This window comes from Delftia sp. RIT313 (assembly GCF_000632165.1).
Taxonomy (GTDB): domain Bacteria; phylum Pseudomonadota; class Gammaproteobacteria; order Burkholderiales; family Burkholderiaceae_C; genus Comamonas; species Comamonas acidovorans.
In genome coordinates this window covers 153,424-171,195 of the sequence record NZ_JFYT01000057.1, presented here as the reverse complement: position 1 = coordinate 171,195, position 17,772 = coordinate 153,424, and the positions used below count along the sequence as shown (strand labels likewise).

13 protein-coding genes are annotated in these 17,772 nt (G+C 70.8%); 9 read left to right on the top strand and 4 right to left on the bottom strand.

From position 1 onward, the window contains the following. Window positions 1-10: 10 nt before the first annotated feature. From hutU to hutG, 7 genes are read left to right on the top strand one after another with little or no spacing between them, the layout of a single operon-like run. Window positions 11-1,744, top strand: a complete 1,734-nt coding sequence (gene hutU, locus BW39_RS17470) for a urocanate hydratase (protein ID WP_012202089.1) — start codon at window positions 11-13, stop codon at window positions 1,742-1,744. Between the two features lie 23 nt (window positions 1,745-1,767). Beyond that, entirely contained in the window at window positions 1,768-2,328 is a 561-nt protein-coding gene (locus BW39_RS17465; protein WP_043823461.1) for a HutD/Ves family protein, read from the top strand. A gap of 29 nt (window positions 2,329-2,357) precedes the next feature. Next, window positions 2,358-3,653, top strand: a complete 1,296-nt coding sequence (gene hutI, locus BW39_RS17460) for an imidazolonepropionase (RefSeq protein WP_043823309.1) — start codon at window positions 2,358-2,360, stop codon at window positions 3,651-3,653. Window positions 3,654-3,663: 10 nt separating this feature from the next. Then, window positions 3,664-5,052: an FAD-binding oxidoreductase gene (locus BW39_RS17455; protein ID WP_043823307.1), complete on the top strand. Its 1,389-nt coding sequence runs from the start codon at window positions 3,664-3,666 to the stop codon at window positions 5,050-5,052. Further along, on the top strand, window positions 5,049-6,194 hold the full coding sequence (locus BW39_RS17450) for a histidinol-phosphate transaminase (RefSeq protein ID WP_043823306.1): 1,146 nt from the start codon (window positions 5,049-5,051) through the stop codon (window positions 6,192-6,194). Before BW39_RS17455 ends, BW39_RS17450 begins: the two co-directional genes overlap by 4 nt. Beyond that, window positions 6,191-7,591 carry a formimidoylglutamate deiminase gene (locus BW39_RS17445; protein WP_043823305.1) on the top strand — a complete coding sequence of 467 codons (1,401 nt, stop codon included), beginning with the start codon at window positions 6,191-6,193 and terminating at the stop codon, window positions 7,589-7,591. The genes BW39_RS17450 and BW39_RS17445 overlap by 4 nt, the downstream gene beginning before the upstream one ends. Before the next feature lie 14 nt (window positions 7,592-7,605). Next, window positions 7,606-8,469 (top strand): N-formylglutamate deformylase, encoded by an 864-nt coding sequence (gene hutG, locus BW39_RS17440; protein WP_051941033.1) that lies wholly within the window; start codon window positions 7,606-7,608, stop codon window positions 8,467-8,469. Here the strand turns inward: hutG and soxR are convergent, their stop codons facing one another. Beyond that, window positions 8,470-8,973: a redox-sensitive transcriptional activator SoxR gene (soxR, locus tag BW39_RS17435; protein ID WP_012202096.1), complete on the bottom strand. Its 504-nt coding sequence runs from the start codon at window positions 8,971-8,973 to the stop codon at window positions 8,470-8,472. 223 nt (window positions 8,974-9,196) lie between these two features. Between soxR and BW39_RS17430 the strand changes: the two genes are divergently transcribed. Together BW39_RS17430 and BW39_RS17425 are read left to right on the top strand one after the other, a co-directional pair. Then, window positions 9,197-9,580: a hypothetical protein gene (locus BW39_RS17430; protein ID WP_016447388.1), complete on the top strand. Its 384-nt coding sequence runs from the start codon at window positions 9,197-9,199 to the stop codon at window positions 9,578-9,580. A gap of 31 nt (window positions 9,581-9,611) precedes the next feature. Then, entirely contained in the window at window positions 9,612-10,445 is an 834-nt protein-coding gene (locus BW39_RS17425; protein WP_012202098.1) for a helix-turn-helix domain-containing protein, read from the top strand. A 20-nt stretch (window positions 10,446-10,465) separates the two neighbouring features. Here BW39_RS17425 and BW39_RS17420 read toward each other — a convergent pair whose 3' ends face one another. The 3 genes from BW39_RS17420 to BW39_RS17410 form a co-directional block, all read right to left on the bottom strand. Beyond that, window positions 10,466-12,442: a reverse transcriptase family protein gene (locus tag BW39_RS17420; RefSeq protein ID WP_043823303.1), complete on the bottom strand. Its 1,977-nt coding sequence runs from the start codon at window positions 12,440-12,442 to the stop codon at window positions 10,466-10,468. Between the two features lie 307 nt (window positions 12,443-12,749). Continuing rightward, on the bottom strand, window positions 12,750-14,477 hold the full coding sequence (locus BW39_RS17415; RefSeq protein ID WP_043823302.1) for an SWIM zinc finger family protein: 1,728 nt from the start codon (window positions 14,475-14,477) through the stop codon (window positions 12,750-12,752). Window positions 14,478-14,508: 31 nt separating this feature from the next. Continuing rightward, a complete protein-coding gene (locus tag BW39_RS17410) occupies window positions 14,509-17,652 on the bottom strand; it encodes a hypothetical protein (RefSeq protein WP_043823301.1) in 3,144 nt (1,047 codons plus the stop codon). Window positions 17,653-17,772 lie beyond the last annotated feature (120 nt).

The following is a 17,772-nucleotide window of genomic DNA, read 5'->3' as shown; positions in this document are numbered from 1 at the left end:
GGAGATCGCCATGAACGCCAACGACGCCATCCTCAACGCCAACGCTGCCACGGCTGCCACCAATCCCCGCTATGACGCCAGCCGCGTCATCCGCGCCCCGCGCGGCAGCGAACTGCACTGCAAGAACTGGCTGGCCGAGGCCGCCTACCGCATGCTGCAGAACAACCTGGACCCCGACGTGGCCGAGAACCCCAAGGCCCTGGTGGTCTACGGCGGCATCGGCCGCGCGGCGCGCAACTGGGAGTGCTATGACCAGATCCTGGAGTCGCTGAAAAAGCTGGAGGCCGACGAGTCGCTGCTGATCCAGTCGGGCAAGCCCGTGGGCGTGTTCAAGACGCACGAGAACGCACCGCGCGTGCTGCTGGCCAACTCCAACCTCGTGCCCCAGTGGGCGAATTGGGAGCACTTCAACGAGCTCGACCAGAAGGGCCTGTTCATGTACGGCCAGATGACGGCCGGCAGCTGGATCTACATCGGCGCCCAGGGCATCGTGCAGGGCACGTTCGAGACCTTCGTCGAGGCCGGCCGCCAGCACTACAACAACGACCTCACGGGCAAGTGGATCCTCACGGCGGGCCTGGGCGGCATGGGCGGTGCCCAGCCCCTGGCCGGCGTGCTGGCCGGTGCCTGCGTGCTGGCCATCGAATGCCAGCAAAGCAGCATCGACTTCCGCCTGCGCACGCGCTACCTGGACAAGCAGGCGCGCGACATCGACCACGCGCTGGAGCTCATCGCCCAGCACACGGCTGCGGGCGAGGCCATCTCCATCGGCCTGCTGGGCAATGCCGCCGAAATCCTGCCCGAGCTGGTGCGCCGCGCCCAGGCCGGCGGCGCCCGCCCCGACATCGTGACCGACCAGACCTCGGCCCATGACCTGATCAACGGCTACCTGCCCGTGGGCTGGACCGTGGACGAGTGGCGTGCCGCCGCGGCCGACCCGTCGCGCCATGCCCAGCTCAAGGCCGCCGCCGCCCAGGGCTGCGCCCAGCACGTGCAGGCCATGCTGGACTTCCAGGCCATGGGCATTCCCACGGTGGACTACGGCAACAACATCCGCCAGGTGGCCCTGGACCAGGGCGTGAAGAACGCCTTCGACTTCCCCGGCTTCGTGCCCGCCTACATCCGGCCGCTGTTCTGCGAGGGCAAGGGCCCGTTCCGCTGGGTGGCCCTGTCCGGCGACCCCGAGGACATCTACAAGACCGACGCCAAGATCAAGGAACTGTTCCCCGACAACAAGCACACCCACCGCTGGCTGGACATGGCGCGCGAGCGCATCAGCTTCCAGGGCCTGCCCGCGCGCATCTGCTGGCTGGGACTGGGCGAGCGCCACAAGGCGGCCCTGGCCTTCAACGAGATGGTGAAGAACGGCGAACTCAAGGCCCCCATCGTGATCGGCCGCGACCACCTGGACTGCGGCTCGGTGGCCAGTCCCAACCGCGAGACCGAATCCATGAAGGACGGCACGGACGCCGTCAGCGACTGGCCGCTGCTCAACGCCCTGCTCAACACCGCAGGCGGCGCCACCTGGGTCAGCCTGCACCACGGCGGCGGCGTGGGCATGGGCTACTCCCAGCATGCGGGCGTGGTCATCGTGGCCGACGGCACGGACGAGGCCGCCGCCCGCCTGGGCCGCGTGCTCTGGAACGATCCGGCCACTGGCGTCATGCGCCATGCCGACGCGGGCTACGACATTGCCGTGGCGGCCGCCAAGCGCCATCAGCTGAACCTGCCCATGGTCAAGTGAGCCGCCTGCAGGACACCACGGCCATGCAGCGTTTCGACCTGAACCAGATCGCCGCCAGCCCCTGGAAGAACGGGGGCGGCAGCACGCGCGAGATCGCCTGCTGGCCGCCCGGGGCGGGCATGGAGGCTTTCGGCTGGCGCATCAGCGTGGCCACCATTGACCAGCCCGGCCCGTTCTCGGCCTTTGCGGGCGTGGACCGGCAGATCATGCTGCTCGATGGCGACGGCGTGCACCTGCGCGGCGAAGGCATCGACCATGTGCTGGACGCGCGCTGGCAGCCGTTTGCCTTCTCCGGCGATGTGGCGCTGGGCTGCTCGCTGCTGGGCGGCACTTCCTCCGACTTCAACGTGATGGCGCGGCGCGGCCGGTGGCGGGCGCAGGTTCAGGTGCTGGACAGCGCTGCCGACGCCGGCCGCGCCGACGCCGGCCTGTGCATGGTGCTGCAGGGCGACTGGCAGGCGGATGGCGCTGCGCTCATCCCCGGCCAGGGCCTGTGGTGGAGCGCGCAGCAGCCCGACCCGCAGCATCTGGTGCCGCAGACCGACGACGCGCGGCTGGTGCAGGTGCTGCTGCAAGCCTGCTGACGACCCACGACATCCAAGGAATCCCCCCCATGACCGAGCCCCACGCACCCGCTTCTGCATCCGCTTCCGCACTCGCTCCATCCTCTTCGGCCGACGGCTGCTGGCAGAACCTGCGCCTGGCGCCTGACATGTTCGAGGCCGGCCAGGCCGTGGGTGATGGCGAGGATGCTTGCATCGTGGTGCAGCAGGGCCGCGTGGCCTGGGTGGGGCCGCAGCAGGCCCTGCCGCCCGCATATGCGTCCCTGCCGCGCCATGACGGCCAGGGCATGCTGGCCACGCCGGGCCTGGTCGATTGCCACACCCACCTGGTCTATGGCGGCGAGCGCGCCAACGAATTCGCCATGCGCCTGGACGGCGCCAGCTACGAGGAAGTGGCACGCGCCGGCGGCGGCATCGTCTCCAGCGTGCGTGCCACGCGCGAGGCCAGCGAGGACGAGCTGTTCGCCCAGGCCCTGCCGCGCCTGCAGCAGCTGCTGGACGAGGGCGTCTGCGCCATCGAGATCAAGTCGGGCTACGGCCTGGCGCTGGAGCACGAGCGCAAGCAGCTGCGCGTGGCCCGGCGCCTGGGCCAGGCCCTGGGCGTGACCGTGCGCACCACCTTCCTGGGCGCGCATGCGCTGCCACCCGAGTACGCAGGGCGCAGCCAGGACTACATCGACCTCGTCGCCGGCACCATGCTGCCCGCGCTGGCGGCCGAGGGCCTGGTCGATGCGGTCGATGTGTTCTGCGAGCGCATCGCCTTCTCGCTGGCCGAGACCGAGCAGGTCTTCCAGGCCGCACGCCGCCTGGGCCTGCCCGTCAAGCTGCATGCCGAGCAGCTGTCGAACATGGAGGGGGCGGCCCTCGCGGCCCGCTATGGCGCGCTGTCCTGCGACCACATCGAGCACCTGTCCGAATCCGGCATTGCCGCCATGCGCGGCGCGGGTTCCGTGGCCGTGCTGCTGCCCGGCGCCTACTACACGCTGCGTGACACCCACATGCCGCCCATCGCGGGCCTGCGCGCCGCGGGCGTTCCCATGGCCGTCTCTACCGATCACAATCCGGGCACCTCCCCCTGCCTGAGCCTTTTGCTCATGGCCAACATGGCCTGCACCCTGTTCCGGCTCACCGTGCCCGAGGCCCTGGCGGGCATCACCCGCCATGCCGCGCGCGCCCTGGGCCTGCAGGACGAGCATGGCCTGATCGCGGCCGGCCGTCCCGCCCACTTCGTGCTTTGGCCCGTGCGCCATGCGGCCGAGCTGGCCTATTGGTTCGGCAACCGGCCGGACTGCACCATCGTGCGCCAGGGCCGCATCGTGCGGACCCGCAGGCAGGGGAGCCACTGAAAGCCTGCTCATGTCCCATGCACTGTTTCTCGATGAATTGATTTCCACCCTGGGCGCCGAAGTGGCGCAGCGCGGCGACGATGTGCCCGCGCGCTACCACACCGACTGGAGCGGCACGCCGCCCCAGCGCCCGCTGGCCCTGGTGCGCCCGCGCAGCACCGACGAGGTCAGCGCGCTCATGCGCCTGTGCACGGCCCACCGCGTGCCTGTCGTGCCCCAGGGCGGGCTCACGGGCCTGGCCGGCGCGGCCGTGCCCGTGGCGGGTGCCGTGGCCGTCTCCATGGAGCGCATGAACGCTATCGAGGACGTGAACGCGCGCACCGCGCTGATGACCGTGCAGGCCGGCGCCACGCTGCAGGCCGTGCAGGAGGCGGCCGTGGCCGCAGGCATGGTCTTCGGCGTGGACCTGGGCGCGCGCGGCAGCTGCCAGATCGGCGGCAACGTGGCCACCAATGCGGGCGGCAACGGCGTGCTGCAGCACGGCATGATGCGCGAGCAGGTGCTGGGCCTGGAGGTGGTGCTGGCCGACGGCACGGTGCTGCCCATGCTGCGCCCCATGCTCAAGAACAACACGGGCTACGACCTCAAGCAATTCTTCATCGGCTCGGAGGGCACGCTGGGCATCGTCACGCGCGTGCTGCTGCGCCTGCGTCCCGCGCCCCAGGCCCGCGCCACGGTCCTGGTGGCCGTGCCGGACTTCGATGCGGCGCTGTCCGTGCTCGCGCGCATGCAATCGCGCTTTGGCAACGGCGTGGCGGCGTTCGAGCTGATGTGGGACAGCTTCATCCAGGCCTCCATCCGCTGGCAGAAGCTGCAGCCGCCCTTTGGCCAGGCGCATGCGCTGCTGGCCCTGATCGATGTGGACGGCAAGGACGAGGCCACGCTGCGCGCCGACGTGGAAGAGGCCCTGGGCGAGGCCATGGAGGCCGGCGAGGTGGCCGATGCCGTTATCGCCCAGTCCGTGGCACAGGCGCGCCAGCTGTGGAAGCTGCGCGAGGCGCCGGCCGAGCTCAACACGAACATGCATCCGCCCGTCAACTTCGACGTCAGCCTGCCCCAGGCCGACATCGGCCGCTTCGCCGATGCCTGCCGCGCCGCGTTCGACGCGCGCTGGCCCGGCCACCACTCGCTGTTCTTCGGCCATGTGGGCGACGGCAACCTGCATGTCTCGGTGGACGGTGCCACCGCCAACGGCGACTGCGATGGCGTCGAGGCCGCGCTGTACCACCTGGTCGGCGAGTTCGGCGGCAGCGTCTCGGCCGAGCACGGCATCGGCCTGCACAAGAAGCCCTATCTCGGCGCCAGCCGCACGCCGGCCGAACTGGCCGTGATGCGCGCCATCAAGCAGGCGCTGGACCCCCTGCATCTGTTCAACCCCGGCAAGGTATTCGACCTATGAACGCTCCCGCCATCCACGCGATCCACACCCTGGCACGCCCCGAAGTGCCGCCGCTGCCGCCGTACAACGCAGGCCTGTCCTCCGAGGCCGTGCGGGCGCGCTACGGCGTCACCGAGATCGCGCGGCTGGCGAGCAACGAGAACCCCTTTGGCGCCAGCCCTGCCGTGGCCCGCGCCCTGGCCGACCTGGCCCTGCATGTGGGCACCTATCCCGATGCGCAATGCACGGCGCTGCGCGCGGCCATCGCGGCGCGCACCGGCGTGCCGGCCGAGGCCATTGCCGTGGGCAACGGTTCCGAGGACATCCTGCAGATGCTCTGCCAGGCCTTTCTCTCGCCCGGCGACCGCGTGCTCACCCAGCGCCCGGCCTTCGGCCTGCACGAGATCTACCCGCGCATGATGGGCGCCCGCGTCGAGCTGCTGGAGCTGACGCCCGCGCTGGGCTTCGATGTCGATGCCTGGTGCCAGGCGCTGGCGCGCGGCCCCAAGATCGCCATGCTGGCCAATCCCTCCAATCCCGTGGGCTGCATGTTCAGCGCCGGCGATTTCGCGCGCCTGCTGGACGCCACGCCGCCGCAGACCCTGATGGTGGTGGACGAGGCCTACTACGAGTACGCCCTGCACGCCGACGGCTATCCCGACGTGCTGGCCCTGCTGCGCGGCCGCGCCATGCCCTGGATCGTGCTGCGCACCTTCTCCAAGGCCTGGGGCCTCGCAGGCCTGCGCGTGGGCTACGGCCTGGCCAGCGACGCGGCCCTGGTGCAACTGCTGGACCGCGTGCGCACGCCCTTCAACGTCAACCAGGCCGCTCAGGCGGCGGCGCTGGCGGCCTGGGGCGATGAGGGCTTCATGCAGCGCGGCGTGGCCGAGACCGTGCGCCTGCGCGATGTGCTGGCGCAGCGGCTGGCCGCCCTGCCTGCCCTGCCAGCACTTCGGATGGCGCCTTCGGCCGCCAACTTCCTGTTCATCGACATCGGCCGTCCCAACGGCCCGGTGAACGAGGCGCTGCTGGCCCGGGGCATCATCACCAAGCCCTGGAAGGAGCCGGGCTTCGAGCACTTCATCCGCGTCTCCGTGGGCACCGAGGCCGACAACGCTCGCTTCGTGCGCGCGCTGGCCGAGATCCTGGAGGCCGGGCAATGAGCGGCATCGACCCGACACCCGACAGCCGCACGCTGTTCGCCGAGCATGCGCTGCTGCCCACGGGCTGGGCGCGCAATGTGCTGCTGCGCTGGGATGGCGCAGGGCGCCTGCTGGCCGTACAGGCCGACGCCCCGCCCGGCAGCGCGCCGCGCGCGCCCGGCCCCGTGCTGCCCGGCATGCCCAACCTGCACTCGCATGCCTTCCAGCGCGCCTTTGCGGGCCTGACCGAATACCGCGCCGAGGCCCAGGACAGCTTCTGGAGCTGGCGCGACCTCATGTACCGCTTTGCCGCGCGCATCACGCCCGAGTCGCTGGAGGCCATCGCCACCTGGCTGTACGTGGAGATGCTGGAGGCCGGCTACACCTCGGTCTGCGAATTCCACTACGTGCACCACGACCGGGATGGCCGGCCCTATGCCGACGACGCCACGCTGTCCCTGGCCCTGCTGCGCGCCGCGCGCAAGGCCGGCATGGGCATCACCCTGCTGCCCGTGCTCTACCAGACCAGCGGCTTCGGCGGCAAGCCACCGCGCGCCGACCAGGCGCGCTTCATCCGCAGCACCGACAACATGCTGGCCCTGCTGCAGCGCCTGCTGCCCGAGGCCCGTGCCCAGGGCGCGGCCCTGGGCCTGGCGCCGCACTCGCTGCGCGCCGTGCCGCCCGACAGCCTGCGCGTGGCCGTGGAGGGCCTGACGGCGCTGGACGCGCGCGCGCCCGTCCACATCCACATTGCCGAGCAGACCCAGGAGGTGGACGACTGCCTGGCCTGGAGCGGCCAGCGTCCCGTGCAATGGCTGCTGGAGCACGCCCCCGTGGACGCGCGCTGGTGCCTGGTCCATGCCACCCACATGACGCCCGGTGAATACGCGGGCGCCGCGCGCAGCGGCGCCGTGGCGGGCATCTGCCCCACCACCGAGGCCAACCTGGGCGATGGCATCTTCGACATGCCGCAATGGCTGGGCCACGGCGGTGCCTGGGGCGTGGGCTCGGACAGCCATGCCTGCGTCAATGCGGCCGAGGAACTGCTGATGCTCGAATACAGCCAGCGCCTGTCGCTGCGCCAGCGCAATGTGCTGGCCGGCCCCGACCCGCAGGTGGGCACCGCGCTGTGGACCGCTGCCGTGCAGGGCGGTGCCCAGGCCGCAGGCCGCCCCGTGGCCGGGCTGGCCGTGGGCCAGCAGGCCGACTTCCTGGCGCTGGACGCAGACCATGTGGCACTGGCCGGCCTGCCGGTGCAGGCCATGGTCTCGGCCCATGTCTTCGGCAGCCACCGCAGCAGCGCCCTGCACAGCCTCTGGGTGGGGGGCGAGCGCCGCGTGCAGGCGGGCCGCCATGCGCTGCACGAAGCGGCAGCCCGCGGCTTTGTCGCGGCCCGCGCGGCCACCCTGCAATCCTGAGGCACCCGCATGCCATGGGCCCGCAAAATCCGCCAGAAACGTTCCAGAATCACACCATGACCGATACCGCTCCCCCTCCCTTCGTCTTCCACCAGGGCACGGCGCCGCTGCTGATCTCCATGCCCCATGCGGGCACCCATGTGCCGCCCGACATCGCCGCGCGCCTGACCGAGGAAGCCCGCCACGTGCCCGACACCGACTGGCACCTGCCGCGCCTGTACGAGTTCGCCAAGGCCATGGGCGCCTCCATCCTCGTGGCCACGCATTCGCGCTATGTGGTGGACCTGAACCGTCCGCCCGATGGCGCCAGCCTCTACCCGGGCCAGAGCGTCACCGGCCTGTGCCCCGTGGACACCTTCGACGACACGCCGCTGTACGCCGACCCGGCCGATGTGCCCGCAGACGCCGAGATCGCCGCGCGCCGCGAAGCCATCTGGGGCCCGTACCACGCACAGCTGCGCGCCGAGCTGGACCGCCTCAAGGCCGTGCACGGCACCGTGGCGCTGTGGGATGCGCACTCCATCCGCTCGGTGCTGCCGCGTTTCTTCGAAGGCAAGCTGCCCGACCTGAACCTGGGCACCGGCAAGGGCACGAGCTGCGCGCTGGAGCTGGCCGAGCATCTGCTGGCCATTGCGCAGACCGCGCCGGGCCACACCGCCATACTCAACGGCCGCTTCACGGGCGGCTACATCACGCGCCACTACGGCCAGCCCGAGGCCGGCATCCACGCCGTGCAGCTGGAGATGACGCAGTGCAGCTATATGCAGGAAGCCCTGCCCTTCGACTACCTGCCCGAGCGCGCCGAACAGATCCAGCCCACGCTGCAGCGCATGCTGCAGGCGGTGCTGGACTTCGTCACGACACGGCGCGTGTCCTGATCAGCCTTCGTCGTGGCAGTGGCCCGGGCAGGGCCCGCCCATGGCCACGGGCGGCGGGTCGCCCAGCCAGCGGCGCGGCCCGGGGCCATTCTGTGCGCACAGGTCGCCGGGGTTGTGCAGCACGCAGTGGCGCAGTGACAGGCAACCGCAGCCAATGCACTGGTCCAGGCTCTCGCTGAGCCGCTGCAGCTCGCCTATGCGGTCGTCCAGCCGCTGCTTCCAGACCCGCGACATCTTCTGCCAGTCCCCGCCCGTGGGGACATGGCGGCTGGGCAGCTTGGCCAGCTGCTCGGCGATCTCCTCCAGCGTGAAGCCGATGCGCTGGGCGAACACCACGAAGGCGATGCGCCGCAGCGACGAGCGGTGGTAGCGCCGATGGCCGCTGGCGCTGCGCACGGACTCGATCAGGTTCAGCGACTCGTAAAAGCGCAGCGCCGAGGCCTTGACCCCGCTGCGCTGCGCCACGTCGCCGATGCTGAGCAGCGGATCATCCTCGGTTTTCATGGTGGCTTTCCTTCGTGGCTTGACTTCAAGTTCACTTGAACTCGAAGAATGCGGCCATTCTGAGCGAAAGCACAGGAACAGGGCAACCGGGTCTGTACCGCCCATGCGAGCGTCCTGGCCGGACTGCGAAATTCTTTGGCTGAGTGCTGCAATGACGCAGCTGCCGTTCATTCATACAGTAATGGGTCTCATTTGTATTGAATGGCATCGGCCGGAGGTTTCCATGTACATCGACAGCAGCAGCTTTCCCCTGGTCCGCATGGGCTACGAGCGCGACAAGGCCGTGCCCGTGGACCGCTTGCTGGAGGACTTCTCGGCCCTGCTGGCCCGCGGCCAGGCCTTTGTCTTCTTCAGCGACGGCGACATGTCCCAGGAGGAGCGCTCGCCCGAGGAGCGCAAGCAGGTCGTGCTGTGGATGAAGGCCCGCCGCCCCGAGCTCAAAAGCCTGGTGCGCGCCCTGGTCCACGCCGAGCCCGATGCGCACAAGCGCGCCGAGGCCGAGGCCTTCGCACAGATGTTCGGCAAGGCCTGGGGCTATCCCATGCTGCTGGTGGCCTCCCCCGAGGAGGCGCAGCAGCGTGCACGGGAGCTGCTCGGGTCCGATTGATGACCGATTGACATGAACTGAGAGAAACACCATGAATGCCGTGGATTCCGCCCTGCTCAAAGTCCTGCCCGAGAGATGGGACCCCGATCATGTGGACCGTCCCGTGATCGTCCTGCCCATGCGGTCGGGCCCCGGCGACTGGGGGATGAACTTCCATGCCCACCGCAAGAGCCAGCTCATGGTCACCCATGCGGGGCTGATCACGCTGGAGACCGATGCGGGCGTCTGCGTGGTGCCGCCGCGCAGCGCCGCCTGGATTCCGGGCGGCACGCTGCACCGCGTCAGCTGCAGCGGTGCGGCCAGCGGCTACGTGGTCTTTGTCGAGGCAGGGGCCGTGCGCCCCGTGCCCGGACCTTGCCATGCGCTGGCCGTCTCGCCCTTTCTCAGTGCGCTGCTGGACCGCGTGCAGGGCCTGCCGCAGGACTACGAGCCCGACAGCGGCGATGGCCGGCTCATGCAGGTGCTGCTCGACGAGATCCAGGCGGCGCAGCCCGAAGGACTGCACCTGCCCCTGCCGCACGACCGGCGCCTGCGCCGCATGACCAACGCCCTGTGCGAGCAGCCGCAGCTGCAGGCACGGCTGGCCGACTGGGCCCAGCGCATCGGCATGAGCGAGCGCAGCATGACGCGGCTGTTCCTGGCCGAGACCGGGCTTACGGTCAACCAGTGGCGCCGCCAGCTGCATGTGCTGACCGCACTGCAAAAGCTGTCCGAGGGGCTGCGCATACAGACCGTGGCAGATGCCCTGGGCTACGAGAGCGCACCGGCCTTCGTGACCATGTTCCGCAAGGCGGTGGGCACCTCGCCGCGCCGCTTTCTGGCGCTTCGCAGCGCACCCGTGGCGGGCGGCGGCGCAGGCCTCTGAGGCCTGCGGCCCCGCGAACATCACGACAGCCGCAACCCCAGGCCCAGCAGCACGGCCACCACCATCGCAGCGGCAAAGACATCCCAGCGCCGTATGCGCCGGTAGCGCAGGAGCAGGACCAGCACGATGCCGATCAGCGTGATCAGGCGTGCCTGGAACACCGTGCCCAGCAAGAAGCAGATCACGATCTGCGTCCAGTAGGTCAGCAGGCCGGGCATCGGCGATGGGCCGGGTGCCTGGGCGTCGGGGCTCGGCGCCTGTGCAGGCTGCTGCTGCGGCGTGTCCACGGCCGGCCGTGCGGCCGCCGCGGCCTGGGCGCGTGCGGCCTCGCGCTCCTGCAGCCGCTGTTCGCGCCGCTGCTGGTCGGTTTTCTCGATCACGGGTGCCGCCGGCTCGGCCGGCTGCCACCACGTCTTGCCGCTGGCCAGCGCAGGCGCCTGCCCGCTGGCGGCCAGACGCCGGAACTGTGCGCTTGCGTGCGGCTGCGCACGCGCTGCCGCGCGGTCCTGCCGGCTGGCCTGCAGCAGGGCATCGTTGGCGCGGTCGATGGGGCTGCGCGTGAGCTGGCGGGCCTGGCCCAGCAGCGGACCGCCCTGCACGGGGTCGACCTGGTACACGAACTGCGCCAGTCCCAGCAATTGCGAGGGCTGGGCTGCCTGCCCCTGCCAGTGCGCCGGCTTGCCGGCGCTGGCCTGCGTGGCGCGGTGCAGGGCGGCGCGCAGGCGCCTGCGCGTCTCGCGCGATACGCCGGGCTTGTCCGCGTTCACCACCAGCCCCGTGACCTCCTGGCGGCGGCCCTTGCGAATCACGCGCTCCTTGTCGGGGTGGGGCGTGAAGCCTTCGTCGCGCAGTATCCAGCGCACGCGGCCCAGCAGCCGGCCCACGTTGTCGCGCGCGGCCTCGCCCGAGGCCGAGAAGGTCAGGTCGTCCGCATAGCGCGTGTACACAAAGCCCAGCTGCCTGGCCAGGCCCAGCAGGCGGCGGTCCAGGCGGCGGCACAGCAGGTTGGTGAGCATGGGGCTGGTGGGCGCGCCCTGGGGCAGCACGCGCTCGCGCGCCTTGCCGCCGACGAAGAGCTTCTCGCCATCCACCTGCCAGGCCTGGGCGCGGTTTTCGCTGCACAGCAGGGCCAGGAGGGTGGCCATGGCCTCGCCATAGCCCAGATGCCGGAACACGCCCTTGATGCGGCCGAAGGCAATGCTGGGAAAGAAGTCCTTCACATCCAGGTTGATGACCACGTCGTGGCCCGCATGCGGCGCGGCATTGCTCACGATGGAGCGGCCGGCCAGGAAGCCGTGCGCGGCATCGTGCGCGGGCACCTTGGCGAGGATGTTGTCCAGCACCCAGTACTGCGCGCGCTTGAGGCGCGGCATGGGCGCGGAGATCAGCCGCTCGCCGCCGGTCTTCTTGGGCAGGGTGAACGAGTGGTAGTGGTGGGTGCGGGCCACCTCGCGGTGAAAGCCCAGGAAACGCAGCTCGGCCACGGTGATGCCCATGGCATCGGCCAGCTGCGCCGCATCGGCAAGTTCCGGCAGGCCATGCCGTGCCAGCCTTTGCGGGTCGGCCTGCCGGCGTTCCCCGGCAGCAGGCGGTGCCTCACCGGCCTGCGGCCCCTGCAGGGCAGCGGAGACGCCGGGGCCCAGATAGCCCGCGTGCGTGGCCCGCTTCGCATGCCAGGCCAGCGCCTTGTCGTGGCGCTCCTGGGCCTGGCGGCGTTTGGTTTCCTCGCGCTGGGCCAGCGCCTTTTGCATGCGCTCCTTGCGCATCTGGCGCAATGCGCGCTCGGGGTTCTGGCGCACGGCGATCTGCTGGCGCAGCTCGGCCAGCTCGCGCTGCAGCTCGCCCTCGCGCTGGATGTGGGCGGCGGCCAGCTGCGGCTGTCCCTCGCCCTTGGGCCAGAAGCCCAGGCGCTGCATCTCGTCGAGGATGACTTCCTGTTTGCTCGATGCCTTGATGCGCTCGTAGATCTCGGCGCGTGTGGGTTGCGGCTGGCTCATGCGGCCACCCCGGCAAGGCGGGCCCGGCCGCTGTGCGGCGGGCAAAGAAATGGAGCGACGCGCTTCTCGTCGAAGAGCCCGCAGGGCTCACGGGACGGGAGCTGTTCGCTCGACGCCACCCCGCGACGGTATGCGTGTTTCGCTTGTGGCAAGCCACTCAGGAAAACGCATACCGTCGCTGGGGTGGCACAGTGAAAACGGCGCCCGTGGTGCATGAAACGGCAGTTCACAAGGGTGGCGAAACACCACCCGGATTGCAAGAGCCTGCGCGTCGCTCCGCGTGGCAGTGTAGAGCAATTGAAGCGGTTCACGCGATTTCTCCTTGTCCTGCGGCCTTCATCTGCGGGCCGGTCGGCTGGCGGGCGGCATCGAGCTGGGGCTGCGCCACCAGGCGCAGCGCAATCATGTGCTCGCAGGGCCCCTGGCGCAGCCGGTACTGCTGGTAGTGGTTGCAGCTGCAGCGCGCATCGGTCAGGCGCTCGTCGGCATCGAGTTCGAGCTGGGTGTCGAACAGGCGCTTGCCGTCGGCGCGCGGGATCTGGCCGGTGATGCGGCTGAACCCGTCCTTGCGGTCGATGCGCGGCGGGGCAATGGCCTTGCCGCGCACCAGGGCCAGCGCCTTGTCTTGCTCGGGGTTGGCGGGCTGCAATTGCTGCGCCGTCAGCGGCTCGCGCAGCAGCTCGCGCCAGGCGTAGCGCCCGGCGTCCAGGTCGTAGACCGCGCGCCCGGCCTGCATCCAGCGTGTCATGGCCGTGTGCACCTGGGCCGGGGCCAGACCCGTGGCCTGGGCCAGTTCCTGCGCGCCGGCCTGCCAGCACGACTGCAGTTGCCGGCCCACGGCCTCGACCTGGGCGGGCGTGACCTCGGCCTGCGGCGCCATCAGGTGAAAGCGTGCGCTGGCGGCCCAGTCGTTGGCGCTCCAGCCCGACAGGCCCAGCGTGACCGTGACCAGGCCCAGCTCGATCACCCAGAAGCTGGGCATGCCGCTGCCCAGCAGGTGCACGCGCACGCGCGTGGCCTGGGAGATCAGCCGCTCCAGCGTGAGCAGGCGGCGGCGCCCCCACAGGCGGATGGTGCCGCCGCCCGTGCCCATGGCATCGCTGACGACGTGCGAGCGCCGGGTGGCCAGGCGTTCCTCCCAAGGCTCGAAGACCACGGTGGGCGGCTGTCCCGGCGCCAGCTCGAAGCGCAGCGCGCGCGGGCCATGGCGCTCGCGCCGGGCACGCAGACGCGCGCAGATGTTGAACAGGTCCATGGGGTGCAGCTCCAGCACGGTGGCGGGCAGGGCCATGGCGCTGGAGACCTGCACGAAGCCGCGCAGCCAGCTGTCGGGCAGGTCGATCTTTTCCTCGCGCAGCGCGGGGTCGCCGCCCACCTGCACGGCAAAGCCCGCCGGGTCCAGCGTCAGCCGCGTGTCCCGGTAGCTGCGGATCTTCTGGAATTCTTCGTAGAGGCTGGCCGAGTAATCGATGTTGGTGGTGCCGCAGATGCGCTCGCCCGCATGCTCGAAGGCCTCGTGCCGGATGCTGACCGCGCAGTAGCTCGATTCGTCCTGGCTGAAGGCCTCGAACAGCAGCCGGTCCGGGTGCACGGTGATCACGGGGTCCAGCACATACCAGGCATCGCGGTTGGCCACGAACAGCCAGTCGAAGTACTTGCGCTGGGCCTTGTAGAAGGGGGAGAGCACCTGGTTGCGGGTCTCGCGCAGGTCCTTGAGTTCGGCGCTGATTTCCTTGGCGCGCGCCTGGGCGCCGCCGGTGTCGGCCATGAAGGTGGCGAGCATTTGCGCTTCGTGCTCCTGCAGCCATTCGCGGTAGGCCGTCTTGTCGCGGCCGCGCGTGCGCAGGTCGCTGACCACCACGCTGTGCAGCGCGGACAGCCCTTCGCGCACCTGCAGGTAGGCCGGGCCGTCGCGCCGGAGCAGGCCGTCGAAGCGCGTGGGTGGGCGCAGCAGGTCGGGCGCGAAGGAGAAGGCCTGCTCGGCCGCCGTGTCGTTGACCTGCGTGCTGCCGTAGTACTGATAGCGAAATTCCATGTCCGATCGACTCCGTGCCTTGTTGCGGCGCTCAGGTTGAAGACGGGGCCTGGCCGCGCCGCTCCGCCGCCAGGGGCTGCATGAAGCTTTGCGCCAGCTGGGGATGGCGCTGCACGATGTCGCGCAGCCCAGCCACATAGTCGGGCTGGTCGGCATGGCTGGCGCTGACCACCTGCCGCGCAAAGATGGCCGCCACCACGGCGGCGGTCTCGGGCGCCTGCACCTGGCTGCGCAGGAAATGCAGCACGCGCGTCTTGCTGGCGCGCGCGCGGTGCACCTGGCTGAGCACGGCCAGGAAGTAGGGCTGCAGCTCCTGCAGGCGCGCCGCGCGCTGCGGCGCGGGCTCGTCGGGCAGGGCGAGCAGCCATTGCGTGACGAACAGCTGCACGCTGGTGGCGGGGTGCTGGGCCAGGCGCGTGAGGAAGAGGCTGGCCTCGGGCGCGCTCATGTGCTGCGCGAGCCGCTGGCGGCCCAGGGCCTGCACCCAGGGCTGGGCGTGATCGACCCAGCCGAGCAGCAGCTGCGGCGACAGGGCGCCGTCCGGCAGCCGCTGGCCGAACATCTCGCGTGCGTACTGCTGCGTGTCGGCAAACAGGGCGTCGGCCAGCGGCAGCAGCTGTTCGGCCTGCTCGGGCAGGGTCCGGTCCATGGGCGTGAGCTGCGCATCGATGCTCTGGCGGCTCAAGGCGCGAACGTCGGCATCGGCATGCCGGGCCAGCGTGGACCACTGGCGCAGCGTGTAGGCCTGCAGGTCCAGCGCCTTCAGGCCCCAGGCGCCGTAGCGCTGTGCGCCCTTGGCCTGCGCCTGCAGGGCGCGCCAGATGCCCGAGGCATCGCGGGCCGGGGCCACGGCGGCCAGCGGGCCGGTGAGCAGCCGCAGCGCCGCGTCGTGAACGCCTTCGGCCTTTTCCGCGCGGAACAGCACCTCGTGCAGGCGTTCGGCGATCTGGGCATTGCAGCGCGTGTTGTAGAGGGGGATGCCGGCCAGGCGCTCGACCAGGGGCGCTGCCGCTGCACGCAAGGCGGCATGCGGTGATACGGCGAATTCGGCCAGCATGGCGGCCTGCTCGCACAGCAGGTCATCGGCCAGGCTGCCCATGAGACGGATGCCGCAGGCCATGCGCGCAGGTTCCTCGGATTCCAGCAGCCCGCGCAACGCCGCCGGGGGCAGGGTCCGCAGGCCCTGCGGATGCGCCAGCAGCCAGGCGGTGGCCATCTCCACCAGCGCCGTCACCGAGTGCGCCAGCAGGTGGTGCAGCGGCGGGGCCGGGACGCTGGCGGCCTGCGCAGCCAGCGGGCCATTGCCATCGAACAGTGCCTGCACCGCATCGCGGATATCGGCCAGCGCGGGGCTTTCGGTGTCCAGCGTGGGCAGCGCCGCCAGCAAGGCCAGGGCCACGGCTGCACCATCGGCATAAAACAGCAGGGCCAGGCCCTGGGTGCGCGAGCTGGCGGCCGGTGACAGCAGCAGGGCTGCCACCAGTTCGGCATCGCGCGCGGCGCCTGCGCGGTCACGCGACAGCCAGGCGCCCAGGTAGCTGGCGGCAGGCCCGTCGCCGCATTGCGCAAGCGCCAGCAGCCAGGGCCGGCGTGCCGCATCGTCGGTCAGCGAGACCATGCGCTGCTGGGCGATCTGAAGGCCCAGCGCAGCCGCCGGTGCATAGGTTTTGTGCAGCAGCGGCGCGGTGGCCGCTGCATCGAGGCCGTCCAGAAAGGCCTTCTGGTCCTGCAGGGCGCGCGTGAGCGACCACAGCAGCAGCGTGGACTGCGAACGGCCCACCAGTTGCAGCAGTTGCCCGGGGTGGGCGTCCCACATGGCCGAAAGCCCTTCCACGCGCTGCGCGGGCAGCTGCTGCAGGTCCAGCGGCTCGTCGGTGTGCCAGGTGTGGGCGCGGGCCGAGGCATGCAGTTGCGGCCAGCGTGGCAACAGCAGCCGGGCGGCGAGCAGCCAGCGCGATTCGGGCAGGCGGCCGGAGCGCGAGGCAGGCAGGCCCGCGCAGCAGCGGTCCATGGCCTCGAGCAGGGCTGCGGCATGGGCGGCGCTTTCGCTGTGGTCGGCCGAGGCCATGCGCCGCAGCTGGCGCCAGCCGCGCAGGCGCAGGTACAGCGAGGTGTCGCGGCTGAAGACGGCACTCTCGTCGCGCGGGCCATCGAAGCGCGCATGCAGCACGGCCAGCAGGGCGTGGTCGCGCCGCCACTCGGCACGCTTGTGGATGCGCCGCAGGGCCGGCCACCATGCGCGCGTGAAGGGGATGCGCTCCATCCAGGCCAGCAGCTGCTGGTGTACGGCGCCGTCGTGCGCGCCCAGCGCATCGGCCGCCAGCAGCGCCTGTGGCCCAAGTGCCTGGAAGAAGGCCTGTTCGGCCTGCGGTCCGTCCTCTTTCAGGCCGTTTTCCTGCGGGGGGATCCCGGCCCACTGCGCCTGGTACTCCTGCAGCGCCGCCTTGCGTTCCTGCGGCTCCAGCAGGGCCAGCCAGGCCTGGTGCGCCAGATCGCGCGTGGCCTCGCTGGTGCCGCGTTGCGAGAGCGCCTGCAGGGCCACCGCCGCGCCGCCATCGCCCAGGCGCCCGATGAGGTAGGCCAGGCAGTAGTCGAGCAGATCGTCCCCCGTGCCCAGCAGCGCCACCAGGCGTGGAACCTGGGCATGCAGCAGGCGCTGGGCGGCGCCGCCGCGCGCGGGGTCCGCATACTCGGCCAGCCGCCACACCAGCCGGGCCTGCTGGCCCGAGGGCATCAGCCGCCAGGCGCTGCCGTCCAGGCGTTTGCACAGGGCGGAAATGGCGCCGGCCTGCAGGGCCGACTCCGGCAGGCCTGGCGGCACCGTGGCCTGTTCCCGGGCCTGGCCGGGGGAGGGCGCCGGGCCTGCTTCAGCATCCAGCTCCGCAAAGCCCTCATGGGACTGCAGCACATCGCCCGCGCCCAGGCGCTGGCGCAGGTAGGCCAGCGCGCGCTGGCGTGCAGGCTCCAGCGCCTGGGGCAAGGGGGTGAGCGTGCTGTCATCGACCTGCGCGACGACGCCGGCCTTCAATTGCGTGACCTGCAAGGTCACGACATGGCGCGCTGCGGTGGCCGTGGTGTCGCCGCCCGGCATCTCCAGGGCCAGCACCCTCACGGTGCTGATGCGTTTGTTGCGTCCCTGCGGCCGGGACAGTGTGGCGTGAGCAAGCAGATTCATGCGGCAGGCATCCAGTGCTTTTCCATGGAGGGTGTCGGCGTTCGTCGGCGTTTTTTGGCGGTACCTGGCGGTTCCTGGCAATGCCTGGCCGCCACCCTGGGTCAGATGGCCTTGCAGTGT

Coding starts and splice junctions, on each gene's coding strand:
- BW39_RS17415 (WP_043823302.1), bottom strand. CDS start 14,477: ATGGAATTTCGCTATCAGTACTACGGCAGCACGCAGGTCAACGACACG.
- BW39_RS17445 (WP_043823305.1), top strand. CDS start 6,191: ATGAGCGGCATCGACCCGACACCCGACAGCCGCACGCTGTTCGCCGAG.
- BW39_RS17465 (WP_043823461.1), top strand. CDS start 1,768: ATGCAGCGTTTCGACCTGAACCAGATCGCCGCCAGCCCCTGGAAGAAC.
- hutU (WP_012202089.1), top strand. CDS start 11: ATGAACGCCAACGACGCCATCCTCAACGCCAACGCTGCCACGGCTGCC.
- BW39_RS17450 (WP_043823306.1), top strand. CDS start 5,049: ATGAACGCTCCCGCCATCCACGCGATCCACACCCTGGCACGCCCCGAA.
- BW39_RS17425 (WP_012202098.1), top strand. CDS start 9,612: ATGAATGCCGTGGATTCCGCCCTGCTCAAAGTCCTGCCCGAGAGATGG.
- hutG (WP_051941033.1), top strand. CDS start 7,606: ATGGGCCCGCAAAATCCGCCAGAAACGTTCCAGAATCACACCATGACC.
- BW39_RS17420 (WP_043823303.1), bottom strand. CDS start 12,442: ATGAGCCAGCCGCAACCCACACGCGCCGAGATCTACGAGCGCATCAAG.
- hutI (WP_043823309.1), top strand. CDS start 2,358: ATGACCGAGCCCCACGCACCCGCTTCTGCATCCGCTTCCGCACTCGCT.
- BW39_RS17430 (WP_016447388.1), top strand. CDS start 9,197: ATGTACATCGACAGCAGCAGCTTTCCCCTGGTCCGCATGGGCTACGAG.
- BW39_RS17410 (WP_043823301.1), bottom strand. CDS start 17,652: ATGAATCTGCTTGCTCACGCCACACTGTCCCGGCCGCAGGGACGCAAC.
- BW39_RS17455 (WP_043823307.1), top strand. CDS start 3,664: ATGTCCCATGCACTGTTTCTCGATGAATTGATTTCCACCCTGGGCGCC.
- soxR (WP_012202096.1), bottom strand. CDS start 8,973: ATGAAAACCGAGGATGATCCGCTGCTCAGCATCGGCGACGTGGCGCAG.